Origin of the sequence: Paludisphaera borealis (assembly GCF_001956985.1) — a bacterium.
GTDB lineage: Bacteria > Planctomycetota > Planctomycetia > Isosphaerales > Isosphaeraceae > Paludisphaera > Paludisphaera borealis.
In genome coordinates this window covers 6,363,127-6,387,828 of the sequence record NZ_CP019082.1, presented here as the reverse complement: position 1 = coordinate 6,387,828, position 24,702 = coordinate 6,363,127, and the positions used below count along the sequence as shown (strand labels likewise).

General features: G+C 66.8%; 17 protein-coding genes, 1 tRNA gene and 2 pseudogenes. 14 read left to right on the top strand and 6 right to left on the bottom strand.

Features of this window, described 5'->3' with window-relative positions; translation table 11 throughout:
- The first annotated feature begins 53 nt into the window (after positions 1-53).
- A pseudogene (locus BSF38_RS32740) lies at positions 54-2,359 on the top strand (ribonucleoside-diphosphate reductase subunit alpha).
- Positions 2,360-2,415: 56 nt separating this feature from the next.
- Positions 2,416-3,414 carry a ribonucleotide-diphosphate reductase subunit beta gene (locus BSF38_RS24690; protein WP_076349734.1) on the top strand — a complete coding sequence of 333 codons (999 nt, stop codon included), beginning with the start codon at positions 2,416-2,418 and terminating at the stop codon, positions 3,412-3,414.
- A gap of 344 nt (positions 3,415-3,758) precedes the next feature.
- On the opposite strand, the gene BSF38_RS24685 is transcribed toward BSF38_RS24690, so the two are convergent.
- Together BSF38_RS24685 and BSF38_RS31535 are read right to left on the bottom strand one after the other, a co-directional pair.
- Entirely contained in the window at positions 3,759-4,865 is a 1,107-nt protein-coding gene (locus BSF38_RS24685) for a transposase (RefSeq protein WP_168189454.1), read from the bottom strand.
- A gap of 245 nt (positions 4,866-5,110) precedes the next feature.
- On the bottom strand, positions 5,111-5,287 hold the full coding sequence (locus BSF38_RS31535; protein ID WP_168189453.1) for a hypothetical protein: 177 nt from the start codon (positions 5,285-5,287) through the stop codon (positions 5,111-5,113).
- Between the two features lie 904 nt (positions 5,288-6,191).
- On the opposite strand from BSF38_RS31535, the gene BSF38_RS24680 reads away from it, so the two are divergent.
- Entirely contained in the window at positions 6,192-7,574 is a 1,383-nt protein-coding gene (locus BSF38_RS24680; RefSeq protein ID WP_237170598.1) for a carbon-nitrogen hydrolase family protein, read from the top strand.
- 98 nt (positions 7,575-7,672) lie between these two features.
- Positions 7,673-7,960: a hypothetical protein gene (locus tag BSF38_RS24675; protein WP_076349733.1), complete on the top strand. Its 288-nt coding sequence runs from the start codon at positions 7,673-7,675 to the stop codon at positions 7,958-7,960.
- Positions 7,961-7,976: 16 nt separating this feature from the next.
- On the opposite strand, the pseudogene BSF38_RS24670 reads toward BSF38_RS24675, so the two are convergent.
- A pseudogene (locus tag BSF38_RS24670) lies at positions 7,977-8,746 on the bottom strand (IS5 family transposase).
- Between the two features lie 126 nt (positions 8,747-8,872).
- Here BSF38_RS24670 and BSF38_RS24660 point away from each other — a divergent pair.
- Entirely contained in the window at positions 8,873-9,868 is a 996-nt protein-coding gene (locus BSF38_RS24660; RefSeq protein WP_076349730.1) for a hypothetical protein, read from the top strand.
- Between the two features lie 624 nt (positions 9,869-10,492).
- Here BSF38_RS24660 and BSF38_RS24655 read toward each other — a convergent pair.
- Positions 10,493-13,186 carry a hypothetical protein gene (locus BSF38_RS24655; protein WP_145952308.1) on the bottom strand — a complete coding sequence of 898 codons (2,694 nt, stop codon included), beginning with the start codon at positions 13,184-13,186 and terminating at the stop codon, positions 10,493-10,495.
- A 192-nt stretch (positions 13,187-13,378) separates the two neighbouring features.
- Between BSF38_RS24655 and BSF38_RS24650 the strand changes: the two genes are divergently transcribed.
- From BSF38_RS24650 to BSF38_RS31530, 7 genes are all read left to right on the top strand, one after another.
- Positions 13,379-14,155: a hypothetical protein gene (locus BSF38_RS24650; RefSeq protein WP_076349728.1), complete on the top strand. Its 777-nt coding sequence runs from the start codon at positions 13,379-13,381 to the stop codon at positions 14,153-14,155.
- Positions 14,152-14,913 carry a DNA adenine methylase gene (locus BSF38_RS24645; protein WP_076349727.1) on the top strand — a complete coding sequence of 254 codons (762 nt, stop codon included), beginning with the start codon at positions 14,152-14,154 and terminating at the stop codon, positions 14,911-14,913. The genes BSF38_RS24650 and BSF38_RS24645 overlap by 4 nt, the downstream gene beginning before the upstream one ends.
- A gap of 236 nt (positions 14,914-15,149) precedes the next feature.
- Positions 15,150-15,590 (top strand): hypothetical protein, encoded by a 441-nt coding sequence (locus BSF38_RS24640; protein WP_145952307.1) that lies wholly within the window; start codon positions 15,150-15,152, stop codon positions 15,588-15,590.
- 264 nt (positions 15,591-15,854) lie between these two features.
- Positions 15,855-16,310, top strand: coding sequence for a DUF3846 domain-containing protein (locus BSF38_RS24635; RefSeq protein ID WP_076349725.1), 456 nt, complete (start codon positions 15,855-15,857; stop codon positions 16,308-16,310).
- 162 nt (positions 16,311-16,472) lie between these two features.
- On the top strand, positions 16,473-17,276 hold the full coding sequence (locus BSF38_RS24630) for a helix-turn-helix domain-containing protein (RefSeq protein ID WP_076349724.1): 804 nt from the start codon (positions 16,473-16,475) through the stop codon (positions 17,274-17,276).
- A 66-nt stretch (positions 17,277-17,342) separates the two neighbouring features.
- Positions 17,343-18,260, top strand: coding sequence for a hypothetical protein (locus tag BSF38_RS24625; protein ID WP_076349723.1), 918 nt, complete (start codon positions 17,343-17,345; stop codon positions 18,258-18,260).
- Positions 18,247-18,777, top strand: a complete 531-nt coding sequence (locus BSF38_RS31530) for a hypothetical protein (RefSeq protein ID WP_076349722.1) — start codon at positions 18,247-18,249, stop codon at positions 18,775-18,777. Before BSF38_RS24625 ends, BSF38_RS31530 begins: the two co-directional genes overlap by 14 nt.
- A gap of 267 nt (positions 18,778-19,044) precedes the next feature.
- Here the strand turns inward: BSF38_RS31530 and BSF38_RS24615 are convergent.
- Both BSF38_RS24615 and BSF38_RS24610 read right to left on the bottom strand, forming a co-directional pair.
- Positions 19,045-19,118, bottom strand: a tRNA-Arg gene (locus BSF38_RS24615).
- A 97-nt stretch (positions 19,119-19,215) separates the two neighbouring features.
- Entirely contained in the window at positions 19,216-21,462 is a 2,247-nt protein-coding gene (locus BSF38_RS24610; protein WP_076351434.1) for an ABC transporter ATP-binding protein, read from the bottom strand.
- A 291-nt stretch (positions 21,463-21,753) separates the two neighbouring features.
- Between BSF38_RS24610 and BSF38_RS24605 the strand changes: the two genes are divergently transcribed.
- Together BSF38_RS24605 and BSF38_RS24600 are read left to right on the top strand one after the other, a co-directional pair.
- Positions 21,754-22,905, top strand: a complete 1,152-nt coding sequence (locus BSF38_RS24605) for a glycosyltransferase family 4 protein (protein ID WP_083714018.1) — start codon at positions 21,754-21,756, stop codon at positions 22,903-22,905.
- 13 nt (positions 22,906-22,918) lie between these two features.
- Positions 22,919-24,694, top strand: a complete 1,776-nt coding sequence (locus BSF38_RS24600) for a lipopolysaccharide kinase InaA family protein (protein ID WP_076351432.1) — start codon at positions 22,919-22,921, stop codon at positions 24,692-24,694.
- The last annotated feature ends 8 nt before the right edge of the window (positions 24,695-24,702 follow it).

Below are 24,702 nucleotides of genomic sequence, written 5' to 3'. Positions count from 1 at the left end.
CGCCTCACACGGTGAAACCGCCTGCGCAATCGGCGGCGGTCGCCGAGTCGGGCATGCACGTGCGAAAGCGCAACGGCGGGCTCGAACCGGTCGACGTCAACAAGATCGTCCGGGCGGTGCAGCGCTCGGTAGGCGGTCTCCCTCATGTGGACATCATGCGGATTGCGGTGAAGACGATCGGCGGCCTCTTCGACGGGGCCACGACGCGCGAGCTCGACCGGCTCTCGATCCAGACCGCCGCGTCCCTTATCGCCGAGGAGCCCGAATACTCTCAATTGGCGGCGCGGCTCTTGGACCGCTACATCGACAAGGAGGTAAGGAACCAGGACATCCATTCCTTCTCCCAGTCGGTCGCGGTGGGTCATCGCCTCGGCCTCGTCTCTACCGAGACGGCTCGTTTCGTCGCCTCGAACGCCCGGAAGCTGAACTCGGCCGCAGACCGATCGTGCGACCTCTTCGAGTACTTCGGGCTCCGCACGGTCTACGACCGCTACTTGCTACGCCATCCGGTCGCCCGCGACGTGACCGAGACGCCCTCCTACTTCTTCCTGCGGGTCGCCTGCGGCCTCTCGACGAGCGTCAACGACGCTCTCAGCCTCTTCGAACTCATGGCGGCTCACCGCTACCTGCCCAGCTCTCCGACCTTGTTCAACTCGGGGACGCCCCGATCGCAGATGTCCTCCTGTTACCTGCTCGACTCGCCGGGCGACGACCTCGAAGACATCTACGCCCGATACGCCGACGTCGCCCGACTCTCGAAATACGCGGGAGGGATCGGGCTGGCTTATCACCGAATCCGCTCGCGAGGTTCGCTCATTCGCGGGACGAACGGGCACAGCAACGGCATCGTCCCCTGGTTGAAGACGCTTGATTCCTCCGTCGCCGCAGTCAATCAGGGGGGCGGAGGAAAGGGGCGTGTGCTGTCTACCTGGAGACCTGGCACGCCGACATCGAGGAGTTCCTCGAACTGAAGGACAACGCGGGCGACGAAGCCCGGCGGACCTACAACCTCAACCTGGCGAACTGGGTCCCGGATCTCTTCATGAGGCGGGTCGAGAGCGGCGAACGCTGGTCGCTGTTCGACCCCAAGGTCGTCCCCCACCTCTCGGATCTCCACGGCGACGACTTCGACGCGGCGTACTCGCGGGCCGAGGCCGAGGGGCACGCCATGAAGCAGGTCGCAGCCCGGGACCTCTACGCCCGGATGATGAAGACGCTCGCGGAGACGGGCAACGGCTGGATGAACTTCAAGGACGCCTGCAACCGGAAGTCGAACCAGACGCTGCTCCCATCGAACATCGTCCACTCCTCGAACCTGTGCACCGAGATCGTCGAGGTGACCTCGGCGGGCGAGACGGCGGTGTGCAACCTGGGCTCGATCAACCTGGCCCGGCATGTCGGCGACGCGGGGTTCGACTTCGAGGGCCTCGCGGAGACCGCGCGGACCGCCGTGAAGTTCCTCGACGCGGTCGTGGACATCAATTTCTATCCGACTCCGGAGTCGGCTGCGTCCAACAAGCGATGGCGGCCGGTCGGCCTCGGCCTCATGGGGCTCCAGGACGTCTTCTTCCAGTTGCGATTGCCCTTCGACCGCCCGGAAGCGAGGGAGCTGTCCGTCCGCATCCAGGAGGAGATCTACTTCCAGGCGCTCAGCACCTCGTGCGAACTCGCGCAGGTCCACGGCCCGCATCCCTCGTTCGCCGAAACCAGGGCCGCCGAGGGAGTCTTCCAGTTCGACCTCTGGAGGACGACTCCGCGCGAGCCTGCGCGTTGGGAGGCGCTTCGCGATCGCATCCGGCTGTTCGGTCTACGGAACTCCCTCGTCGTGGCCATCGCCCCGACGGCGACGATCGCGTCGATCGTCGGGGCCTTCGAATGCATCGAGCCGCAGATCTCGAACCTCTTCAAGCGCGAGACGCTCTCCGGGGAATTCCTCCAGGTCAACCGCTACCTCGTCCGCGAGTTGAAGGGGCTCGGCCTCTGGACCGAGGATGTCCGCAACCGGATCAAGCTCGCCGAAGGGTCCATCCAGAGCGTCGCCGAGATCCCGCAGGAGCTGAAGAGCATCTTCCGCACCATCTGGGAGGTCCCGATGCGGTCGCTCATCGACATGGCCGCCGAGCGTGCCCCGTTCATCGACCAGAGCCAATCGCTGAACCTGTTCATCGAGAGCCCGACTATCGGCAAGCTCTCATCAATGTACATGTACGCCTGGAAGAAGGGCCTCAAGACGAGCTATTACCTGCGCTCGCGACCCGCGACAGGCATTGCGAAGACGACCACGACGCGAGTCGTCGAGGCCTCGAAGGACGTCGCGTGCTCGCTCGAGAACCCCGAGACTTGCGAAGCCTGCCAGTAATCCGAGCCGATCGTGAATGATCGCTCGACTCCTCGAAACCCGAAAGGAACACTCTGATGCTGCTCGACCCAGGGATGGACCTGACGCTCAGGCCGATGCGTTATCCGGTCTTCTTCGACATGTACAAGGCGGCGCTCAAGAACTCCTGGGCGGTGGACGAGGTCGACTTTTCCACCGATCTCGCCGACCTCGATCGGCGTGTGACTCCCGCCGAGCGCCACCTGATCCAGCGGCTGGTGGCCTTCTTCGCCACGGGCGACTCGATCGTCGGCAACAACCTCGTGCTGAACTTGTATCAGCACATCAACTCGCCCGAGGCGAGAATGTATCTCTCGCGCCAGCTCTACGAAGAGGCGGTGCACGTTCAGTTCTATCTGACCCTGCTCGACAACTACCTGCCGGACATGGCCGGGAGGGAGCAAGCGTTCGCGGCGATCAACAACATCCCCTCGATCAAGGCCAAGGCGGACTTCTGTTTCCGCTGGATCGACTCGATCGAGGGCCTCGACCGACTGGAGACCCGCGAGCATCGCAGGCAGTTCCTGCTGAACCTGATCTGCTTCGCCGCCTGCATCGAGGGGCTGTTCTTCTTCGGGGCGTTCGCCTACGTGTACTTCCTGCGCTCGAAGGGGCTGCTCCACGGTCTGGCGACCGGGACGAACTGGGTCTTCCGCGACGAGAGCGCGCACATCGCCTTCGCCTTCAACGTGATCGCAACAGCCCGCCGGGAAGAACCGGACCTCTTCGACGCCGGCGTGGAGGCGGACGTCGTTGCTATGATGCGGGAGGCGGTCGATTGCGAGGCGGCCTTCGCAGGAGACGTCTTGTCTCTCGGCGTCGCTGGGATGAGCCCCCAAGACCTGAGGAAGTATCTCGAGTACGTGGCCGACCGTCGCCTGGAATCCCTCGACATCGAGCCGATCTTCGGTTCACGCAACCCGTTCGCCTTCATGGAACTCCAGGACGTCCAGGAGTTGGCGAACTTCTTCGAGCGGCGCGTCTCGGCCTATCAGGTCGGGGTGACCGGCGACGTCGTCTTCGGAGAAGAGTTCTAGTGTCTCTGGCCACAAGTAATGCAAGGAATTCAAGGGGCGTGTCGAGCGAACCACTTTCTCATCTTCTGGTTGGTCCACGTCCACTCGAACGGGTGGGCGTAGCGCCGGCAGCCCTCTAAACGTGAGCTATGTACATGGTTTTCGAGCTTTCAATATCTTCGACGTGGCGACATGGCTGATCTTCGCCCCGCTTTGTTTCTTGGGCTTCGGCTTCTTCGGGCCGCGCGTGCTCTTGCGGTACTCCGACAGGGGCACGGTTCGCGCTCAGCCGACCAGCGTCGCGGCCAACTCCTCCGGCGGCATCTCCTGGAATTCCACCCATTCGTCCTTGGGGATCGCCCGCATCATCCCGCGGCTTCCTCCTCGCCGTGGGCCGCGCGGAGGGCCGACTTGACCGTGTTCATCACGTTGTACGACAGCAACGCCACGCAGAAGCTGAACAGGGCCGCCCGCGGGTAGCCCAGTTCCTTGATCTCCCCCTTGAGGGTCTTCTCCATCTCCTGTAACGCGGTCTCGATGGTCCATCGACGCCGGTAGATTTCCGCGACCTTTCGGGCGTCCGCGGCCTCGGCCGGCAGATTCGTCAGCAAATGGATCTCGTCGTCCCCGTCGCGAGTCGGCTGGTCCAGGACCACCGTCACCCGCCTCATCAGGAGTTCCTGGCCGACGGAGTTCGTGGCCCGCAGGGCTTGCTCGAAGACCGCGCCGGTGGCCGTCGGCTCCCGGGCTTCCCGCTCGCCCTCCAGGGTGCAGTACAGCGTCGAACTGTGCTGGCGGATCACGAAACAACCATCGCGGCGGGCGATCCCGAAGAGGAAGTCGGTCGTGCAGAAGTTGCGGTCCGCGATCCAGAGGTCCCGGGCCGCGACGGTCTCCACCACCTGATCCAACAGCGACCGTTTCTGGGCGTGGCCGTCCTCGCAGAGGACCACGTCGACTACCAGAGCCAGTTTGGGATCGAAGACGACCAAGGCGTGGCCGGGCAAGACCCCGGCGAGGATCGTCCGCAGTTCCTTGATCCGGTGCTCGGTCTTGGCCAGGTGGTTGCCGTCGAGGATCTTGGCGCGATAGCCCGCCAAGAACGGCGTCAGGCCGCCCCCCATGGCCTTGACGACCGGGGCGAGCCGCTCCGCCGAGGTTTGAACCAAGGCGGCGGCGATCGCGGGCTCGATGCGTTCGATCTTGCGGTAGAGGGCGGTGAGCGAGGCGTTGATGCGCACGGCGTTCTTGGCGTAGGCCGCGTTGATGGAGGGCCGGACGCCGCAGACGACGACGCTCATCAACTCGACGATCGAAGAGAACAAGAGCTCGCGAGTATACTGCCGCTCGGCGACGTCCTCGAAGAGTTGGTCGAGGATTCGAGGGCTGAGAGCGTTCTCCATCACAGCCTGAGCCATGACGGAGATGGTGTCCCCCTGGGTGAATCGTTCGAAGACTTCGCTGTGGATCATCGGGGCGGCCTCCCTACCTACAATGCTGACAACTCCTTGCATCGCGGCAGTTTAACAAATTCATATAGTGCATGTTGAAAGGGCTGGGTTCGCGTGGGGCCGGTTCCAGGCGGCCCAGCAGCCCTTACACCATGACCCGGTTGAAGCGATCGACGTGCTTCGGGGCCGGAAGCCCTGCTCGTTCAGCCGCTCGGCGATCGCCGCGGCGATCAAGCCCTCGGCGAACAGGGCCTGGAGCCTCGAAATCAGTACGGGGTAGTCGGCGCGGAGTCGTAACGCCTCACCGACCGGGCCAGGACGTGCGATTCCACATGTCCGCCGATGCAGTGAGGCTCGACGTCCACGTGCTCGACGGCCTTGTCGACGACTAAACTCACATGCTCGATCAAGAGCCTGGCGATCTGCGGAGAGGGCCGAACCAAGGTCGATCAAAGTTAATCGACCCGGCAGGGCCCGCCTTTCGTCCCGTTCCATCCGTTTGAGAAAGCCGCCCGTCAGGCCGATCCACCGAAATCCTCTCGTCGCGATCCCTCTGCGAACCGCTCGTTCAATCCGTCTGCGTGCCGGCTTCGACCCATAACCCGTTGTTGCGCACCTGGTCGAGGAGGTCGTGCGCGCCTACGAGGCGCGGCATTGGTCAACTGGCGTTGCCAAGCCCCCACGCTACGAGGAGGTCGTGCGCGCCTACGAGGCGCGGCATGGCCGTCACTCCCCGACTCGCCCGGTAGGACGGCGAGCGTGGCGAGGACGACCGACAGCCAGCGAGCCGGCGCGAAGGGGTTTGAGCCGCGCTGTCAACGTCCGAGGATTCCTTACACGTGCTTGGGGTACTCCGGCTTGTAGACTTGGCCTTCGACGAATCCCCGCACGCCGGCGGGCGCCTCGGCGCCGGCCAAGCCCCCCTGGCGAAGATGGTCTCGGCCACCTTGACCGCGACCGCGATCTCCGTCTGCAGGATGTTGCTCTGCGGGGGGGGACGGCAGCTTCGAGTCCCGTTCGGCCTAAGTCACCTGGTCGGCCACCGCTCTGGCGGCGTCCTCGAACATCTCGTCGGTCACCCGCCGCCGGGAAACAGGAGTGGGTATACGTCGAGGCATGCCGCTGATCGGAAACCGGCCCTCTCGGGATCCCGGATCGACTCGGGCTGGTTGCGGCGCGTCGGCAACCGTTCGGTGCTTCCAGGGGCGGGACCTTGGTGCCATCGCCCCATCCCAAAGCGGGTCGAGCAGCGTCTACCTTGGATCGCTCCGGCTGATAGAGTAGGAGGGGGTGAGAATCGGAGCCCGACCGAACACTCGATCAGCAGCGGGGTGAATGATGAGATCGATGACGCGCGGCCGACTTCCTGGTCGCCTGTTCGCGGCGGCGCTGGTGGGCGCGTGCGTTGCCGCAGCGCCGCCGCCGAGCGCGGCTGTCGAGGTCCCGGACGACGCGGGTTGGTCGACCGGCGCGCCGCGCGACGAGATCCGGCCCGAATTCGCATGCGAGCCCGGCGACGAGCCGGGCCGTCCAGCAGTGCTGATCATCAAGGCCGGGCCGCGCGACGGTGTGGACGGCTGCTGGACGAAGGCTTTTCCGGTGACAGGGGGCCGCCATTACCGCTTCGACGCGCGCTACCAGGCGAAGGGCGTGGAGGTCCCCCGACGCAGCGTCGTGGCCGAACTCCACTGGAGAGACGCGAACGGCCAGCACGTCCCGCTCGACGAGCCGGCCGTCAGCGGCTACCTCCAGGGGGCGACGCCGATGGCCGAGACGGAATTCCCCACGACGCGGGGGGACGACGGCCGGGGCTGGGCCGAAGTTTCCGACACCTACCGAGCCCCTGCGCACGCCACCCAGGCAGTCGTCGAACTGCACTTGCGATGGGCCCGGGACGGCGAGGTGCGATGGCGCGGCGTTTCCCTGAGCGAAACGACGGCGCCTTCGCCGCGCACGGTGCGGCTCGCCACCGTCCACTTCAAGCCGTCGGGCGGCAACACGCCGGAGGAGAACCGCCGGCTGTACGAGCCGTTCATCGCTGAGGCCGCCCGGCGGAAGGCCGATCTCGTGGTGCTCGGCGAGACGCTGACCTACCTGGGCCTGGGCAAGAAGTACCAGGAGGTGGCCGAGCCCATCCCCGGCCCGTCCACCGAGTACTTCGGCCGGCTCGCGAAGCGGCACGACCTCCACATCGTGGCCGGCCTGCTGGAGCGAGACGGGAACCTCGTGTACAACGTCGCGGTGCTCATCGGCCCCGATGGCGCGATCGTCGGCAAGTACCGCAAGGTCTGCCTCCCGCGCGGCGAGGTCGAAGGGGGCATCGCGCCGGGCTCCAGCTATCCCGTCTTCTCGACCCGCTTCGGCAAGGTCGGGATGATGGTCTGCTACGACGGCTTCTTCCCCGAGGTCGCCCGCGAGCTGACCAACCACGGCGCCGAGGTGATCGCCTGGCCGGTCTGGGGTTGCAACCCGTTGCTCGCCCGCGCCCGCGCGTGCGAGAACCACGTCTACGTCGTCAGCAGCACGTACGAGGACGTCTCGCACAACTGGATGATCTCGGCCGTTTTCGACCACACCGGCGAGATCATCGCTCAGGCGAAGGACTGGGGCACCGTCGCGGTCGCCGAGGTGGACCTGGACAGGCGCCTGAAGTGGGTCAGCCTCGGCGATTTCAAGGCCGAGATCCCCCGGCACAGGCCGGTCGCAACAGCCGGTGAATCCGACAGGTAGTCCGTTGGCGCCCGCCGTACCATGCTCCGAGACGACGGCAAGAGGTCCCCGTGACGCCCAGACGTCTGGTCCAGCTTACCCGGATGGAGTGTGCCCCCATGAGAGGTCGGAACGGCAAGACCATGAGGTCCGAGAGGGATCGGTTCATGGCGGGCGCCTGTTCTCGCGCGTTCCTGCTCGGGTTGGCCGCGCTGGCCGGGACGGCCTCGGCGCAGGATGAGGCCAAGCCGCCCGCAACTTATAAAGACCTGCCGAGTGAGACCCCCGCGAAGTTCGAGCCGACGAACGACGGCTTCGACCACGTCAGACGGGAGGTGATGATCCCCATGCGGGACAGCGTGAAACTCCATACGGTGCTGCTAGGTCGTGTGGACAGCAGCTGGTGAACCGCGGCGTTCTGGGCTATCGCAAGAGGATCATGATCGAAGCCACATGAACGAATCCGAGGAAGTTCTTGGCCGTCTTGTCGTACCGCGTCGCCACGCGGCGGTACTGCTTGGCCTTGTGCCAGAACCGCTCGACCAGGTTTCGGTCGCGGTAGCGATCCCGATCGTAAGGCCGCTGGATCTTGCGGTTGCGAAGCGAGGGGATCACCGCCTTGGCCCCGCGCGATTCGATCGCCTCGACCACGGCACGGCTGTCGTACCCCTTGTCGGCGACGACCACTTCCGTCGCCAGGCCGTCGATCAGCGCCTCGGCCTGGGGCGAGTCGGCGGCCTGGCCCGGCGTCAGGATCAGTCGCGTGGGGAGTCCGAGCCCGCTGACCGCCACGTGGATCTTGGTCCCGAATCCGCCTCGGCTGCGGCCGAGGGCCTGCTCGGCGTGTCCGCCGGAGCCGTCCCACTTTTTTTCGAGCCGGCCGCCGCCGGATGCGCGCGGATCACCGTGGAGTCGAGGATCAGCCATTCGAGGTCCTCGTCCTGCAACGCGGTCATGACCCGGGCCCAGACCCCCTTGGAACACCAGCGGTCGAACCGCCGCCAGGTGCTGTTCCAGTTGCCGAACCGCTCGGGGAGGTCGCGCCACGGCGCGCCGGTCTTGGCGATCCAGAGCACGGCGTCGACGAACCGGCGGTTGTCCTGGGCGCCCCCGCCGTGCCCCCCGGGAAGCCCCGGCAGGAGGTCCTTGATCCGGTCCCAATCGGCGTCGGAGATCTCGTGGCGGCGGCGCATGACAGGCCCTCCGTGATGGTGAAGCGTCGCCGTCATTAGCCCACAACGCCTATCTGCTGTCCACACGACCTAGGCCCGAAGGAGAATCAGGGCTTCTTCAAGGGGAAGCGATTCGTCCCGAGGGTCGTGACCGGGAAGAAGTGCCCGCTCTCCAACGATGTCGTCAAGGTCTATTCGTTCCTGGCCTACAAGGCCCGAGACGGGAGGCCGGTCCGCCCGGCCTTGATCTCCAGGAGGACCGGGCTGGAGCGGGGCCGGTCCGGGGAGCGGACCGGCAGGGCTCGGGGCGTCCCCAGGCACCTGGAGGCGCTGATCGCCGAGGGGCTCGCCCGGAAGGCGGAGGGCGGCTACGAGGCGATCGAACCGACCGGCGATCGGCGGGAGTGGTTCGCCTGGAAGCAGGGCAAGGACGGGGACTGGCACCGGCGGCTCGCCACCTACAGGATCTACACGATCGCACCGGGGGTCAGGCGCAAGGCGGCGGGCGAGGCGGTCCGACTGACCCAATCGGCCAGCGACCTGTACTTCCTGATGGCTTCGCTCGCCCGCTGGGAGGGAAAGCTCCACGGCCAGACTCGGGCGGGCCTGGCCGTCTTGCTCGGCGTGAGCCGCCCGACGGTTGCGGCCGGGCTCGCCCTGCTCCAGAAGCTCGACCTCGTGAACCCGACGGGCCACGGCTTCGCCCTCGGCTACTCGTCCGTCGAGACGCTCGAACTCTGGCGGGACCGCAAGGCGACCACGGCCCGGAAGGGGCCGAGGGGCGGGGCTCGGCCCGCCGCCAGCGAGCCGGTGTACGACCTGGCGGAGATCGTCCGGCAGAGCCTTGAAGGGCGTGGCCGCAAGGACGACATCGAGGTCGCCATCCCCGCCATCCTGGCCCACCGGCAGACCCTGGCGAATGCGAGGTACACGGACGAGGACATCACCAAGTTGCTGATCGGCACCCTGCCGCTTTTCCCCGGCCCCCACGAGATCTGGTTCTACTTCCAGACCGGGGGATTCCTCGACGCCTTCACCAGGGCCGAGGCCGAGCACAGGGCCAATGCGAAGCTGCCCGGACGCCCCTCCGTGGACCTGCTCATCTATAAGGTCAGGGAGGTCGCCAGGCAGGTCCGGTGCTGATGTTCGGCAAGCTGACGTGTAAAGGAAGCCGCACCGGCCCGTGCGGCTTGTTTGACGCTCCCGATGCGGCTTCCTTGGCACGGCATGCGGCTTGTTTGACGCCCGATGCGTCTTGTTTGCCACAATTAAGACTACTCTTATGACTTCGCTCAGGACTTCCCTTCAAGACCCCGATGCCCCTCGCAGGGGACTGGAAGGGAAGCCTTGCCTGCGGCAAGGAAAGACGAAGACGCATGGGCGAAGGTTCTCGATCCTTCAGCACGGGAATGAGCTGCGTCGTGGCGGAGATCCGCCTTCCGAGCGGGGACCGACGGCTTCATGAGGGACCACCCGTCCTCGGTCCAGGACCACTCCCCTCGCCGGCTTTCCCCAGGGTTTCGCCCAGGCCCCCATCCCGTTGCCCCGGCCGCTGATAACGATTTCCCGATCGGCCGAGGCCCACCAAGGTGAAGGCCCTCTCCCGTACCACTTTTGTACTCGGATGTCCCGTCGGCTAATAAACCTGGGACGGGACTGGCCGCCGGGCGTGCCATGCCATCACGCCACGTCCTCCCGGCGGCGGGCCTCGCCTCGATCCCTTCGCTGGCCTGACGGCGCTGCTGCTTCCTCTCGACGGCGGGCGATTCAATCGTCTTCCCGCTCCCAATTCCGCCTGTCGTCGCCGGCCTGGGCGTCGAACTCGTCCGGGGCGGCCTCGTCCTCCAACTCCGATTCATAACGGGCGACGATCTTCCCGATCTCGCCCCGGAGGACCGAGCCCTTGGCCCGCCGGACCCAATCGGGAAGGTCGGGACGCCCTCGCAGGTCGGCGATGATCTCGTCCGTGGGCATGCCGATCCGATGTGCCTCCACCACGGCCTCCCGGATGTCCTCCGGGTCCGTCACGACCGGCCCCTTCTTCCGCACGGGACGCTTCGCAGGCGGCGGGGCCTTCTCTTCGGCCCTGGGCGTAGAGTGCCGCCTCGCCGCCGACTCCTCATCCTTGATCGCCCTGTCCACCCGGTCGGTCAGCCATCTCAGCGCCTTGCCGAGGTCGTCGCCGCAGGCACGAAGGGCGGCCGAGCCGATCGTCATCCGGTCGCCGAGCCCCTCGCTGCGGTCCCGGTAGGTGCCCGAGCCGCCGGGCAGCGGGGTGTCGCCCAGCATCTCCCAGAAGTCGTTGACCCTCCGCTCCAGCGACTCCCGATCCTCGGCGACGGACCGGGCGATCTCCGCCTCCAGGGCGATCCCGACCGGAGGTCGCTCATCGTGGTCGTCGTCCGTCGAGGGGTCGTCGCCGTGGCGGTGATCGAGCGACTTGCGGGGGGCGATCACCGCCTCGGGATCGCTGAACGGCTGCAAGAGGTCATCGCCGACCTCGCCGTGACGTGACTTCTCGAAGTCCTCGACGATCTCGGCGACGAGCCCACGGACCGCCTCGTCCGGCGATTGCGGGGTTTTGTCGTCCCCGATGAACCGGCCGCCGGATAGGCGATTGAGCAGCTCGTTCTCCAGGTCGGATTCGGCCCGTGCGGGCGAAGGATAGCCCCGGAAGAAGTGCTCCGCCTGCTCGGGGGAGAGGATCGCCACCACACGGGCGACCAGCGGCCTCGCTTCCTCTCGGGCTCGTGCCTCCTCCTCGCTCGGCCCCGGCTTGACCCCATCCCCGCCTGGCCCGGCTTGAGGCGGTGCCGTCTCCACCCGGCTCCCAGGCACACAGGCGGCGATATGGTCTCTGATGAAATCGATCGCCTCGTCGTTGTTCTTGCCCAGGAGGCGGGCGTACCTGGGCAGCCAGATCACCCGGAATGCGAAGCCCCCGACATCCTCCGCCGGGATGCGGAGGAGGCCGGCATGATCGGCCACCTCTCCCGGCGTGACCACGACCTCATCGATCCGGGGCAGGCCGTAGGTCCGCCACGGCCCGAGGCACCTGGCCTCCATCTCGCCGAGGGCCTGGCGGGCGACTTCCACGCCGATCCGCTCCGGCCACGGCGAGGGAGGTCGCACCGCCGCCTCCCCGGTCGGCGTCGGCCCGCCTCGGCCCTCCCTTCCGGGATCGATCGACCCGCCCCGTGCGATCGCCCGCTTGGCCGCCGCAACCCTTTCGGCCACGCTCATCCTCACTTCGCCCGCCCCTTGCGGTCGGACCGGCGGTTGAACGCCTGGCTCCGCCTCCCTCTCCGGGGCGGTGGGGCCATGATGCGACCGCACGGCGGCCCGGACCTGCTCGACGATCCCCTTGAGGGCGGCGTCCTCCTCCCCCACGAGGAGCACGTACCGGCGCATCTCCTCGCCGAGCTTCCCCGCCCCGTCCTCGATCGAGGACGGGGGCACGTACCCGTCCCGCCACCAGGGGGGCGGGCCGTGGACCACATCGGATGCTGCGGCATGTGAGGCCGAGTCGCCGACCGAGGCTGCGTCGTGGACCTCTCCGGGCGAGTCCCACCCGACCCCGAATGCGTCCGAGACGGCCTGCTGGATGGAGCGACGTGCCCGATCGGGGGTCGTCCCGAGGGCCTGGGCGTACTTCGCCAGCCAGAGGTCCGAGGCGTGGGGGGCGATCCCCCGGATCGTCTTCAGGCCGAGTCGCTCGGCGAGCGAGGCGACCTCGGCGACCGTGACCTCCACCTCCTCCAGTCGGGGGAGCCCGACGGCCTTCCATCTCGCCAAGACCTCCAGGCGGAAGAAGTCGAGTACTTGGCCCGCCGCCCGCATCCGCTCGCAATCGTCACGAAAGGACCGGACCTGCTCGTCCCGCACCCGACGACGCTCTTCTTCCTCCAGCCGCATCCGTTCCCGCCGCTCCTCCCAGGCGGCCAGCCCCTTCGGGCCGCCCGTCGTCATCCAGGCGGCGGCAAGCCGGTCGTCCAGCTCCTCGGCGTTCCTCCGCCTCGCCTTCGCTTCTTCTTCCGCCTGCCTCCGGCCCTCCTCCTCTTCGGCGAGCTTCTTCCGCCTCGCTCGCCGCTCCCCCACGACCTGCTCCATCCGGGCGACGATCGCTCCCAGCAGCGGGTCGTCGGCCCCGGCGTCCAGGGCGTACTCCCGCATCAACTCCGCCAGGCGATCGGCCTCGTCCTTGATCGAGGACGGCGGCGGGGGGACGTACAGGTCTCGCTCCCAGAAGCCGTCGATGCCGGTCAGGCCCAGGTAGTTGGCCAGGGCCTCCAGATGCCCCCGGCTCCGCTTGTCCGGCCGGGAGATCCCGTCGGCCACGGCCCGACGGAGCCACTGGTACGGAACCCCGGCCTCGGCCGCCGCCTCCTTGCGGGTCACGCACCGGGCCGTGAGGAGGGCGTCAAGGTTCCTGGCGAACCGTCGCTTGCGATATCGATCCACGGATCGAGCCTCGAAAACCAACTTCTGTAGCGATTTATCCTCGACGAGAAGGCACCGGTTTTCAAGGATGATTCAGGCAAACTGCAACTTCGGTAGCGATATATGCCTTCGAGGATGCCGCCGGGACTTACACCATCGGGACGATCCGTCACGGCAAGTCGCCGGGACGAACCTGATGGAGGGCCGAGAGTCATGGGCAGCGACAACGACAGCATGATCAACCGGGACGACGCCGGGGCGACCACGCCTGGCCTCGACATGCCGCACGCCTCGTGGGACGAGGGCCGCCTCCTCGACTACATGCGGCAACACGACCGGGCCATCGGCGGCTTGGAGCGGACGAGCCTCCAGCACGAGTACTGCTTCGGGGCGGCGGCCCAGCTCAAGTACGAGCAACTCGGCGGCAAGTGGACCCAGTGGGCGAAGGACCAGGGCTACCCGAAGGAGGCGTTCCGACGCCGCCGGCTCCTGTTCGTCCGGGCCGGGGGCATCGAGGCCCTCGACAATTACCCCGGCAAGATGGAGGCGTACTACGACCTGGGCATCTACCCCCGGCCCAAGTTCGAGGATCTCGCCGCCCAGGATGCCGGGTCGCCCGCCACCCCCGACGACTCGGGGCCGGCGGAGGGCGTCGTCAAGCCGACCCACTCCGCCGCCGGTGCAGAGCCCCCGGCTCCTCGCACGATCGCCGCCACCGGCCCGGCCGACGGCGGAGACAAGGGAGAGCCCGTGGACGATCGCCCCAGGGAGACCTTCCTGCGGGGCCTGGAAGACCTCTACGCCGACGCCGCCGAGGCGCTGCCCGTCGCCCTGCCCCTGGTGAGCTGGAAGCTGCTCGACCACCTGGCCGCCCAGGAGGAGGCCGGGCACGGCGAGGTGATCGCTCGGGCCGTCCGGGACTACTGGCTCCGCAACGGCGAGATGGCCCGGATCGACACGCAGCCCTCGGCGACGGAGGTGGCGGGATGATCCTGACACGGCATCCCGGCGGCAAGGCGACGATCCGGCGGTGGATCGTCGCCCAGCTCCCGCCGCACGGCCGCTACGTGGAGGCGTTCGCCGGGGCCGCCAACGTCCTGCTGGCCAAGTCCCGGTCGTCCGAGGAGGTGCTGATCGAGCGGAACCCCGGCCAGGCCGCCTTGCTGCGTGCGGTGCGGGACAAGGCGGACGCCCTCGCCCGGAGGCTCGCCCCCCTCCGTTGGCGTTACGAGACTTGGCGGGACGCCAGGGATCGCCTGCGGGCCGGGGATTGGGGCTCCGGCTTGGAGCTGGCCGCCCTGACGTACATCCTCCGCCGGATGGGCCACGGCGGGTGCGGCGGGTACTCCGACAGCAGCTCGACGAAGGACCAGCAGGGTTGGTGGGACCGGGGGATCGTGAAGCTCTCCGATGTCCACCTCCGCCTCCAGGGGGTGAGGATCGTCTCGGGCGACTGCCTGGACCACCTGCACGACCTCGACTCGCCCGAGACCTGCTTCTACCTGGACCCGCCCTACGTCGGCGTCGGCCGCAAGATCTACGGCCGCTTCGGCCTGTCCGACGAGCAGCACGTCGAGCTGTGCCGCCACATCCTCCAGCTCCGGGGCAAGGTCGCCCTCTCGGGCTACGCCAACCCCATCTACGCCCGCTGGCTGTCCGACTGGCGGGTCGTCTCCCGCCCGGTGTCGATCCGCATGAAGGGGGTCGGCCGGGTAGAGCGTGTCGAGTGCCTCTGGCTCAATTTCTGACCCATCGAGCGTGCCGCCTGGCGATCGGGCCGATTGGACGCCGACCGAGGACGCCAAGTCCGAGGGCTGACCAACTCCAGACGGAGCGGAGCCCGCCGACGCCGAATCGGCACGCCTGCCTTGAGTCCATCAAGCGGGCGGGGACGACCATCCCCGCCCGTCCTCGATCGAGGACGATCGTGAAGTCCTCGACCAACTTTCCCCGACCCAACCGTCCGAACGACAGAAGGCGCAACATGCCCAAGAACAAGATCTCGCTCGTCGATTCTCCCAAGCCGCCCGAGCCCGAGGCGGGTCGCCGCAAGGACGGCCGGGGGGCGGACGCCCCGACGATCGGGGGACAGGTCGAACTCCTCCTGGGGATGGTCCCCGGCCTCCTGGAGGAGGTCGAGTACAGCGACGAGGACATCGAGGACCGGGGGGACGACTTCGAGTACGAGGGGGACAACCCTAACGCCGTCGCCGCCCTGGAGGCCGTCCTGGACCTGTCCCCGGCCCCCGCCCACCTGGCCCACCTCCCCGTCAAGTGCCCCAGGCTGGACTGGGAGTACCTCCGGTGCCGGGTGAAGTCGGTCGGCGATCTCGTGGAGGCCATCCAGGAGGCGATCGGGGACCGTGAGGACGGCGAGTTCGGCGAGGCCCTCGCCGAGGCGATGAGCTGGTTCGACGAGTTCTGATCGACCCGATCATCTCGGAGGACGACCGGACCGCCGGGGCCGGCGATCTCCCCAGGGCCGGGGCCAAGGACTGACCCGCACCGGCGGTGATAGGGGCCGCCGAGTCGGCAAGGCAGCAACGACACCCGAGGCGTCCCGGAGCCGTGCATCCGGGCGGGCGGGGGAGGTATGTCCCTCCCCAGCCTTATTCGAGCCCGGTCCGCCCCGGCGGGGTCTTTGGCCACCCCGCCTGGCGATGAAGGTACGTGCCGAGGAGACATGATTATGGGCAAGAAGAGCATCAAGCGAATCGTGGTCCTGATCGTCCCGGTGGGCGGAGAGCCCTACCCGGCGGAGATCAAGGACGGCTGCGACGGATGGCAGGAGGCGATCGGCAGCCGGTCGTTCGATATGGTCGGCGTCGGCCCCGGCGTCTTCATCGTGTGCGCCGACGACTACCACGGCCTCGATGACCGGCCGAACGGGTGCGGGCTCTACGGGCCGTACTTCTTCGTGAAGGTGGACGCCAACGGGCACTCCCGCTCGCTGACGGAGGCGCAGCTGGAGAAGTGCCGCCGGTACTGGGAGGCCCGGAGGCATGTCGCCCCGCCGACGCCCGCCGAGATCGACGGCTCGGGGAAGGTCTTCTCCTTCTCCCTCGGGTCGCCCGAGCACGACGCCTACGTGCGGGCTCGACGCCGGGAGGCCGAGGACAGGCGGCGGTTCTGGGAATCGCTGTAACCGCACATGCCGATGGCACCGCTCATCCCGACGGGGCACGGCCGGCGATGCCCGCTCCTTCACGGCGAACGCCGTCCCCCGTCGGCGACTTTACAAATCGCAGACCAGGCGTAAAGGGATATGCCGCCCGCTCGGGCGGCCGAACAAGGATCGGAGGACACCATGACCGAAGTCGCAGGAGGGCTCGCCGGACTGGCCAAGCTCGGGAAGCCCGTCCCCGCCGAGTCCGAGCTGGACCGGTTTGCGGCGTATATCGAATCCGGGGCGATCATCACCCACGCCTCGGCGTTCGAAGTCTGTGCCGAGAAGGGCGACTCCGAGCGTTCGTACCGACCCGAGGGCGGCCTGACCGAGGCCGTGTACCGCCTCGCCGGGAACGACGACGAACGGGCGATCCTGGCTCGGGGCGTCCTGGAGGGCGAACTCGTCCGCCGGGGGCACGAGTACCGAGCCGTCCGGGCCACCCTGGGGCGTTACGAGTGCGATGACCTCCGAGACCTCATGGACGACCACTCGTTCGGGGCGGTCGCCGACGCCCTGGCGGAAGTCATCCTGGCATCGGCGGCCCGGTCCGAATGGGAAGGAATGGGTCGGTCCGTGCCCGAGGCCGGCCTGGTGATCGGCGGAGTCGTCGGCACGGCCCCGGCTTATGAGGGGACGGTGGCGGCAATGCTCCAACGACTCGATGCCCTTGAAGAGGCCGCCGGACGGTCCCCCACCCCCACGACGGCGTGGGAAGCGATGGCCCGGAGCATCGCCCGGATCGCCGACGCCCTCGCCCCGCCGCCACCCGGCGTCGTGGATTCCGTTTACGTCGCCCGCCGGCTCGGCTGCACGACGACCTGGATCGCCGACCAGGCCCGCAACGGCGACATCCCCCGGCGGTGCATCGTGGCCGGGACCGGTCGGGGCAAACCGTGGAAGTTCCACCGGGAATCGATCGACGAGTGGATCGAGTCCCGATGAGACGACTGGACGTGCGGATACGATTCGCCGGGCGAAATGACGCCGGATCGATGGGGGGGACGAGGGATGCCACGCAAGCCGCTGCTGAAGAAACAGAAGGTCACGGTCGTCATCGACGGCTCGCCGATCACCGTCACGCTCACCCCGCCGACCGGGACGAGGCGATCCTGGTACGTCTACTGGCCGGGCCTGGTCGCAAGCAAGTCCACCGGGGTGACCGACCCGAGCGAGGCCGTCCTCGTCGCCGAGGAGATGATCCGCAACGGTGGCCATCGTCGCAGCCAAACCTGCGCCATACCGACCGACGAGGAATTCGAGGAGATCCAGCGTCGGCACTTCTCCAAGAAGCAGTCGCCGGAGGAGCGGCGGAGGGCGGAGAAGTCGCTCGTCGCCTGCCTCGAAGCGATCTCGGCCTTCCGGCAGATCAGCGGCCTGGAGCCGATCGCCGCCGCCACGCCCGAGGACTGCGAGCGATTCCAGCACGAGGCCCTGAAGCGGCCGAAGAACTGGCGGTCCCAGTACCCGAACAGCAGGAAGGAGGTCGAGCCGCTCAGCGCCAACACGGTCATCAAGTGGTCGGTGGCCCTCCAGGCGGCGTTCGAGCGGGCCAATCGGAACGCCGGGAAGAAGTGCGTCCGGGGCGTCGTCTCCGAGGACCGCCTGCTCTCGGAGAACCCCTGGCGTCAGTTCACCTGGATCAGGGGTTTCGACCGCAAGATCCGCCAATTCAGCGGCGAGGAGCTGATCTCGCTGCTGGATCACCTGGGGCGGAGGTGGCCCGGCATGACGGTCGCCCCGGCCATCGCCAAGGTCTGCCTCTGGTCCTGGGGGGCGCAAGAGCGAGGTGATGGGGCTGAGGTGGGACCAGTTGAAGCCCGTGGGCGAGGAGCGCCACTTCGAGATCGTCGGCAAGTGGGGCATCGACAAGTGGTTCCGCATCCCGGAGGGCCTGTACCGGGAACTCCTCGCTTTGAAGACCGATAGCCCCTACGTCTTCGGGATCTACAAGGATCAGCTCAGGCGATTCCACCAGCGGGGGCTTCGCCCCTGGCTGGCGGCCAAGGTCTCCGGCGAGTTCGACCCCGACCAACTCGGCGACTGGTTCTACGAGCGCATCCAGGACTGGTCCAAGGACGCTCCGGGCGGGCGGGCCTACCTCCACGTCTTCCGCAAGACGAGCCTCCAGTACGCCCGGACGGGGGAGGATCTGAACCGGCAGGTGGCCGCCGATGCCCGGCTGGGGGTGTCGGTGATGCTGACGAGCTACGTGAAGGAGTCGGACGAGGAGATGCGGGCGAAGAGCAACCGGACGTACCGGCGGATCGCCGCCAGCCTCCCGCCGGAAGTGGCCCGGCGCTACGGGTACGAGGAGGTGGAGATCGACCTCCTGGTCGAGCGTCTCCAGGAGGCCGTCGCCCGCCAGGACTGGGGGCTCGTCGCCCGGCTCACGGCGGACCTTCAGCACCGTGGAGAGCCGGGCCGTCCTTGTGAAATCCTGTGAAAGGCCGGCGAGGGGGGGCGGCTCGATCCGCCCTCGACTTGGCGGACGACCGTAAGGACCGTGAACCGGGGCTTCCGTCTCGCTCCGCCGAAACGACAAGAGGGGCGAGCCACATGGGATTGTGGCTCGCCCCTCTTCTGTCTTTCGTCGAATCGGTCGAGACCCGGCCGGGTGTTGGGTCTGTGAAATCCTGTGAAAGGTTCCTCGGGGCAAGAAACCCAATTTCACGAGATCGCCGCAACTCCTGAGTCTGTCGGCACTTCTGAGTACACCCGATAGGATTCGAACCTATAACCTTCGGTTCCGTAGACCGATGCTCTATCCAATTGAGCTACGGGTGCGACTGACAGGAATATGGTACCGGAGAGCCAGGCGATTGGCAAGGCTGAGACGGCGCGAGTTCGCGGCATGGGCCGAAGTCGAGGCCGCATAATCGGTTCAGGCGGTCTCGCGGTGGTAGTGGATCTCGTAGAGCCGCCGATAGAGCGGGCTAGAGCGCTTCAGTTCGTTGTCCGTGCCCACGGCTTCGATCCGGCCGTCGTCGATCAGTACGATGCGGTCGGCGAACTGGATCGTCCCCATGCTGTGGGAGATCAAGAACGTGGTTCGACCCTTCGAGAACTCTTCGATCGCCTTACGGATCAGGGCCTCGTCCTGGATGTCCACCGCGCTGGTGGCTTCGTCGAGGATCAGGATCGCTGGATCGCGGAGCATCGCTCGGGCCAGGGCGATCCGCTGGCGCTGGCCGCCGGAGAGGCCGTGGCCGCGCTCGCCGATCACGGTGTCGTAACCTTCGGGAAGCGTCGTGATGAACTGGTGGGCGTACGAGCGTTTGGCGGCCTCGACGATCGATTCGCGGCTAGCGCTGGGGTCGCCGTAGGCGATGTTTTTGGCGATCGAGTCCTGGAACAGGATCGTCTCCTGGGGCACGATGCCGATCTGACGGCGGAGGCTGCGGCCGCGGTACTCGCGGATGTCGCGGCCGTCGATCCGGATGGTTCCCGAGTCGACGTCCCAGAAGCGGGGCAAGAGGTTCATCAGCGTCGTCTTGCCGCAGCCGTTGGGGCCGACCAGGGCGATCGTCTCGCCGTGTTTCACGGTCAGGCTCAGCCCCTTCAACACGGTATGTCGACCATGATAGCCGAATTGGACCTCGTCGAACTCGATCGAGTGGCAGTGTCTCGGCAGGTCAGCGGCGCCGGCGCGTTCGGCGACCTGGGGCTCACGGTCCATCAGGGCGCAGATCCGGTCGGCCGCGGCTGCGGCGCGCTGGAGCTTCGAGTGGACGTTGGACAGCTTGCGGATCGGGTCCGACACACCGGCCATGATCGCGTAGAGCGTCAGCAGGTCTTCGATCTTCATGACCTCGGACGCGAGCTGGAGCTTGAACGGGCCGAGGTCCAGGAAGATCCGCTGCTTGAGCACCAAGTACGATCCGGCCAACAGCGCGATCGTGACGGTGATCAACGTCAGCATCTCGAGGACCGGGTCGGACATCGAGTCGATCATCGCGACCCGAATGCTCTTGCGATAGAGGTTCTTGGTTTCGAGGAAGAATCGCCGTCGCTCGATCCGCTCCATGCCGAAGGCCTTGACGACCTTGACCCCCTGCAAGGTCTCCTGGAGGATCTTGTAGATCGAGGACATGCTCTCAAGCGAGCGGCGCACGGCGCGCTTCATGACGCGGCCGACGCGGTAGGTGGTGTAAGCGGAGATCGGCACCACGACGAGCGTCAGGCAGGTCAGCCGCCAGTTGAACCAGAATGCGCCGGAAATGCAGATCACGGCTCGGAGCGGCTCGCGGATCAGCTTGCTGAGAAGCGTATTGAGGCCCTGGCCGAACGAGTCCATGTCGTTCGTGAACCGAGCCATCAACTCCGCCGACCCCTGGTCCGAGAAGCTGGCGAGGTCGAGGTTCATCGTTCGGCGGAAGAACAGGTTGCGGACGTCGAACAGCGTGAGCTGCATGACGTTCGCCACCAGGACTTCCTGAAGGAACGTGAAACATCCCTTGATGACCACGCCCACGAGCACCAAGGCCATCAGCAGCACGAGGGCGCGGAACTGATCGGAAGGCAAATACGTATAGATGGCGGGCTTCATGCGTAGGTAGAAGCGCTGCCACCACTCTGCATTGCTCCGCTCCTCGGCGATCACTTCGGACCGCTTGGTCAGCGCGAGACGGTCGCCCTTGCGGAGCAACTCGCTGTCCTGTTCGATCTCCTTCATCCGCGCTTCGGCGATCTTGTACTTGCGCTCCAGAAGTTCGATGTCGCGCCGCGCCAGCTCGGCGGGCTTCAACGGCTGTCCGTTGAGGCCGGGCAGGTTGACTTGATGTTCGAGTTCTTTCACCTCGGTGCCGTGCTTGAGGAACTCCCCTTTCAGCTTGAGGAAGTGCTCGCTCAGACCCGTTCCGCTCGGGCCGTCGGCTTCGAGCGCGGCCTGGACTCGCTTCAGCTCTTCCCTCTGGGCGTCGAGGCGTTCGAGGTTCTCGTCGATCGAGTCGAGCTTGAGCGTGATCCAGCGCTGAGGATTCTCGTTGTTGATGAGGATCTTCAGAAGCGGAAGGACGGCGCCCAGCTCCGTGAAATAGAAGAGCGCCACCATCAACGCACAGCCGACGGACAGTCCGAATCGAACGCGATAGGGCCAGGCGAATCGCACCAGACGTACGAAATTGTTCATATCGACCAGCGCCAAAAAGAAAGGGGCGCCAACGAGCATCCATGCAAAACGAGACCGCGTCGTGGTCTCGAAACCGTTGGGCGGGGTATCTCTACCATGATCGGCGAAGGTGGACAATCCGAGTTGCGGAAGTCGCGGTCGAAGGCGAACCGCGCCGGGGACGATCTCAAAGTTGGGATGGGACTCGGCCTTGGTTTAATTTCGGTTTCGGTTTAAGATCCGTCCGTCTCGATCGCGGAACGGACTCCACGTACGATGATGATGCTTGCCCGAACCGTCATGGAGGACGGGATGAGACTCCTCGCCCTGGTTGATTCGCCAGACCACGTCTGTTGCCGATATCGAATCCGGGCGTTCGAACCGGCGTTGCGCGACGCGGGCTGCTCGCTGGTCTGCCAGCCGCTCGAACGGTACTTCCTCCCTCGCCTGACGCAGCTTCGAGACGCTTCGCGGTATCACGCCGTGATCTTGCAGCGCAAGTTGTTGCCGAGCTGGCAGCTCGCCCTGCTCCGTCGTCACGCGCGGCACCTGATCTTCGACTTCGACGACGCGGTGCTCTACCGCGATTCGTACGACCGTCGCGGTCCGCACTCGGCTCGTCGCGAGCGACGGTTTGCGGCGACCGTCCGGCTGGCCGACACGGTGATCGCGGGCAACGATTTTCTGGCCGACTGCGCCCTCCGCGCGGGGGCGGCCGCGGAGAGCGTTCGAACCATCCCGACGTGCGTCGATCCGATTCGTTACCTCCCCAGGACGGAGCGGCCGACGGAGCGCGGCGAACGGCCGATCGAACTCGTCTGGATCGGCTCGTCGAGCACACTCAAGGGCCTCGAATCGCAACGAACGCTCTGGGAACGGCTGGGAGGGGCGATTCCAGGGCTGCGGCTCCGGGTCGTTTGCGACCGTTTTCCCGACTTCCAGGGCGTTGAGGTCGTGCCCGTGCCCTGGACCGAGTCGAACGAAGCCGCGGAACTCGCGCGGGGCGATCTCGGTGTGAGCTGGCTGCCCGACGACGACTGGAGCCGGGGGAAATGCGGGCTCAAAATCCTCCAGTACCAGGCCGCGGGCCTGCCGACGATCGCCAATCCGGTCGGCGCCCACGTCGAGATGATCGAGCCTGGCGCGACCGGGTTTTTAGCCTCGACCCCGGACCAGTGGATCGAGGCCGTGCGCGCGGCGGCCGACCCCGCGTTCCGCGCCGAGATGGGACGAGCCGCTCGGAGTCGCGTCGAGACGCACTATTCCATCGCGGCCTGGGCGCCGACGTTCGTCGCCTCCGCGACCGGCGTTGATCACCAGGGGTCTTCGAGTCTACGTTGCGGCTGGTCGGACGCTCGACCCGCCGCGCCCACGCCGTTCGTCTTCAGGAGACGAGCCAACCACGAGCCGGAGCCGCCCGCGAGGGCGGTTTCGCCCGAGCAGCCACGCCGGGAGCAGGACTGATCAGGAAATGCTCATGAACTCTACGCTTCCGACAAGACGCTCGCAGACGGCCTCGAAACGCATGTTCAAACCGCCCGACTGGCGGTTCGTCCAGGCGGGCGACGTCGGATGGTGGGTACACGAACCGTGGCGCGACCTGCTGCTGGACTCGATCGGGCTCCGGCTCGACCAATGGCGGGCCGAAGGGCGGGTGACGACCGTCAAATCGGGGCCGCACCGGGTCGTCTACCGGGTTCAGCTCCCTGATTTCGCGGTCTATATCAAGCACTATCTCGTGCCGGACCGGCGCGCCAAGTACCGGCAGTGGTTTCGCCGAGGCAAGGGCCGCAATGAGGGCAAGCGCTCCGAGAGCCTCGCCTCGATCGGCGTTCCGACCATCTCGCCGATCGCGCTGGGCGAGCGCCGCAAGCATGGGTTTCTGTTCGACAATTACCTGATCACTCGGGAGATTCCCGATTCCACGCCGCTCGACGCGTTCGTGGAACGGAACCTCGAACAACTGTCCGAGCCCAGGCGGTCGCGGGTCCGTCGGCGACTGGCGACGGCGGTTGGGGTGTTCACGGCGAGGCTACACAACGCGGGCCTCTTGCACATCGACTTCCACCCTGGCAACGTTCTGGTCCGGCTCGACTCCGACGACACCCCGGTCCTGATGATGATCGACCTGGACGCGCTCCGCACGGTCAAGAAGCTGAGCTGGGTCAAGGCGCAGCAGAACCTCGCCTTGCTCGACCATTATTTCTGGCTGCGGAGCAGCCGGGCCGACCGGCACCGGTTCCTCAAGGCGTACCTGGCCTTTCGCAACGACGCGCACCCGCCGGTTCGGAGCTTCGCCAAGGGAGTCGAGGAATCGACCCGACGGTGGGCCGAACGGCTCTGGCGGCGGTGGGGCAAGCGCTGTCGGTCGACGAATAAGTATTTTCAGGTCTATCAGTCTCCGAACGCCTGGTGCGTCGCCTCGCGCGACCTCGATCCGGCCGACATCGAGCCCTTGCTGACCGACCCGGACGCGCCTTTCGACAGTCCGAACGCGCGGCTCATCAAGGACTCGCGGACGACCCGGCTGGCCGAGACGACGATGCGCGTCAACGGCGTGCCGACGCCCGTCATCTACAAGCGGTTCAATCGCAAGAAGTGGATCGATCCGGTCCTAGCCGTCTTCCGACCGTCGCGAGCCTGGCGATCGTGGCAGGCCGGGCAGCATCTCGCCAGCCGGGGCATCCCGACCCCTCAAAACCTGGCGTTCGTTTCGCGCCGTCGCAAGCCTTGGTTCTCGCCTTTCGAGGGCATGCTGCCTCACGAAACCTACCAGATCACGATCAAGCAGGAGCATGCGACGACCCTGCTGGATCATGTGCTCGAGGTGCTCCCGCAGCTCGATCCGGCGACCTTGCATTCGGAAGTGCGTCGAACCACCCTGGCGCTGGCGTCGCTCGTCCGATCGCTTCACGAACGGTCGCTGTCGCATCGCGATTTGAAGGCCTCGAACATCCTGATCTGCCACGACCGCAGCGTGCGCGATGGATTTCTCAGCCTCATCGACCTGGTGGGCGTCCGGCTCCAGAACCCCGTGCCGATGAATCGCCGCGTGCAGAACCTGGCGAGGCTCAGCGTCAGCCTGTCCGACGCCCCCGGTCGGACTCGCACCGAATCGCTTCGCTTTCTCCGCGCTTACTTACCGCGAGGGCTCGCCCCGTCGAGCGGGTGGAAAGACCTGTGGCGTGCGATCGACAAGGCGACTCGGACCAAGCAGGCCCGAAATCATCGTCGCGGTCGACCGCTGTCCTGATTCATGGA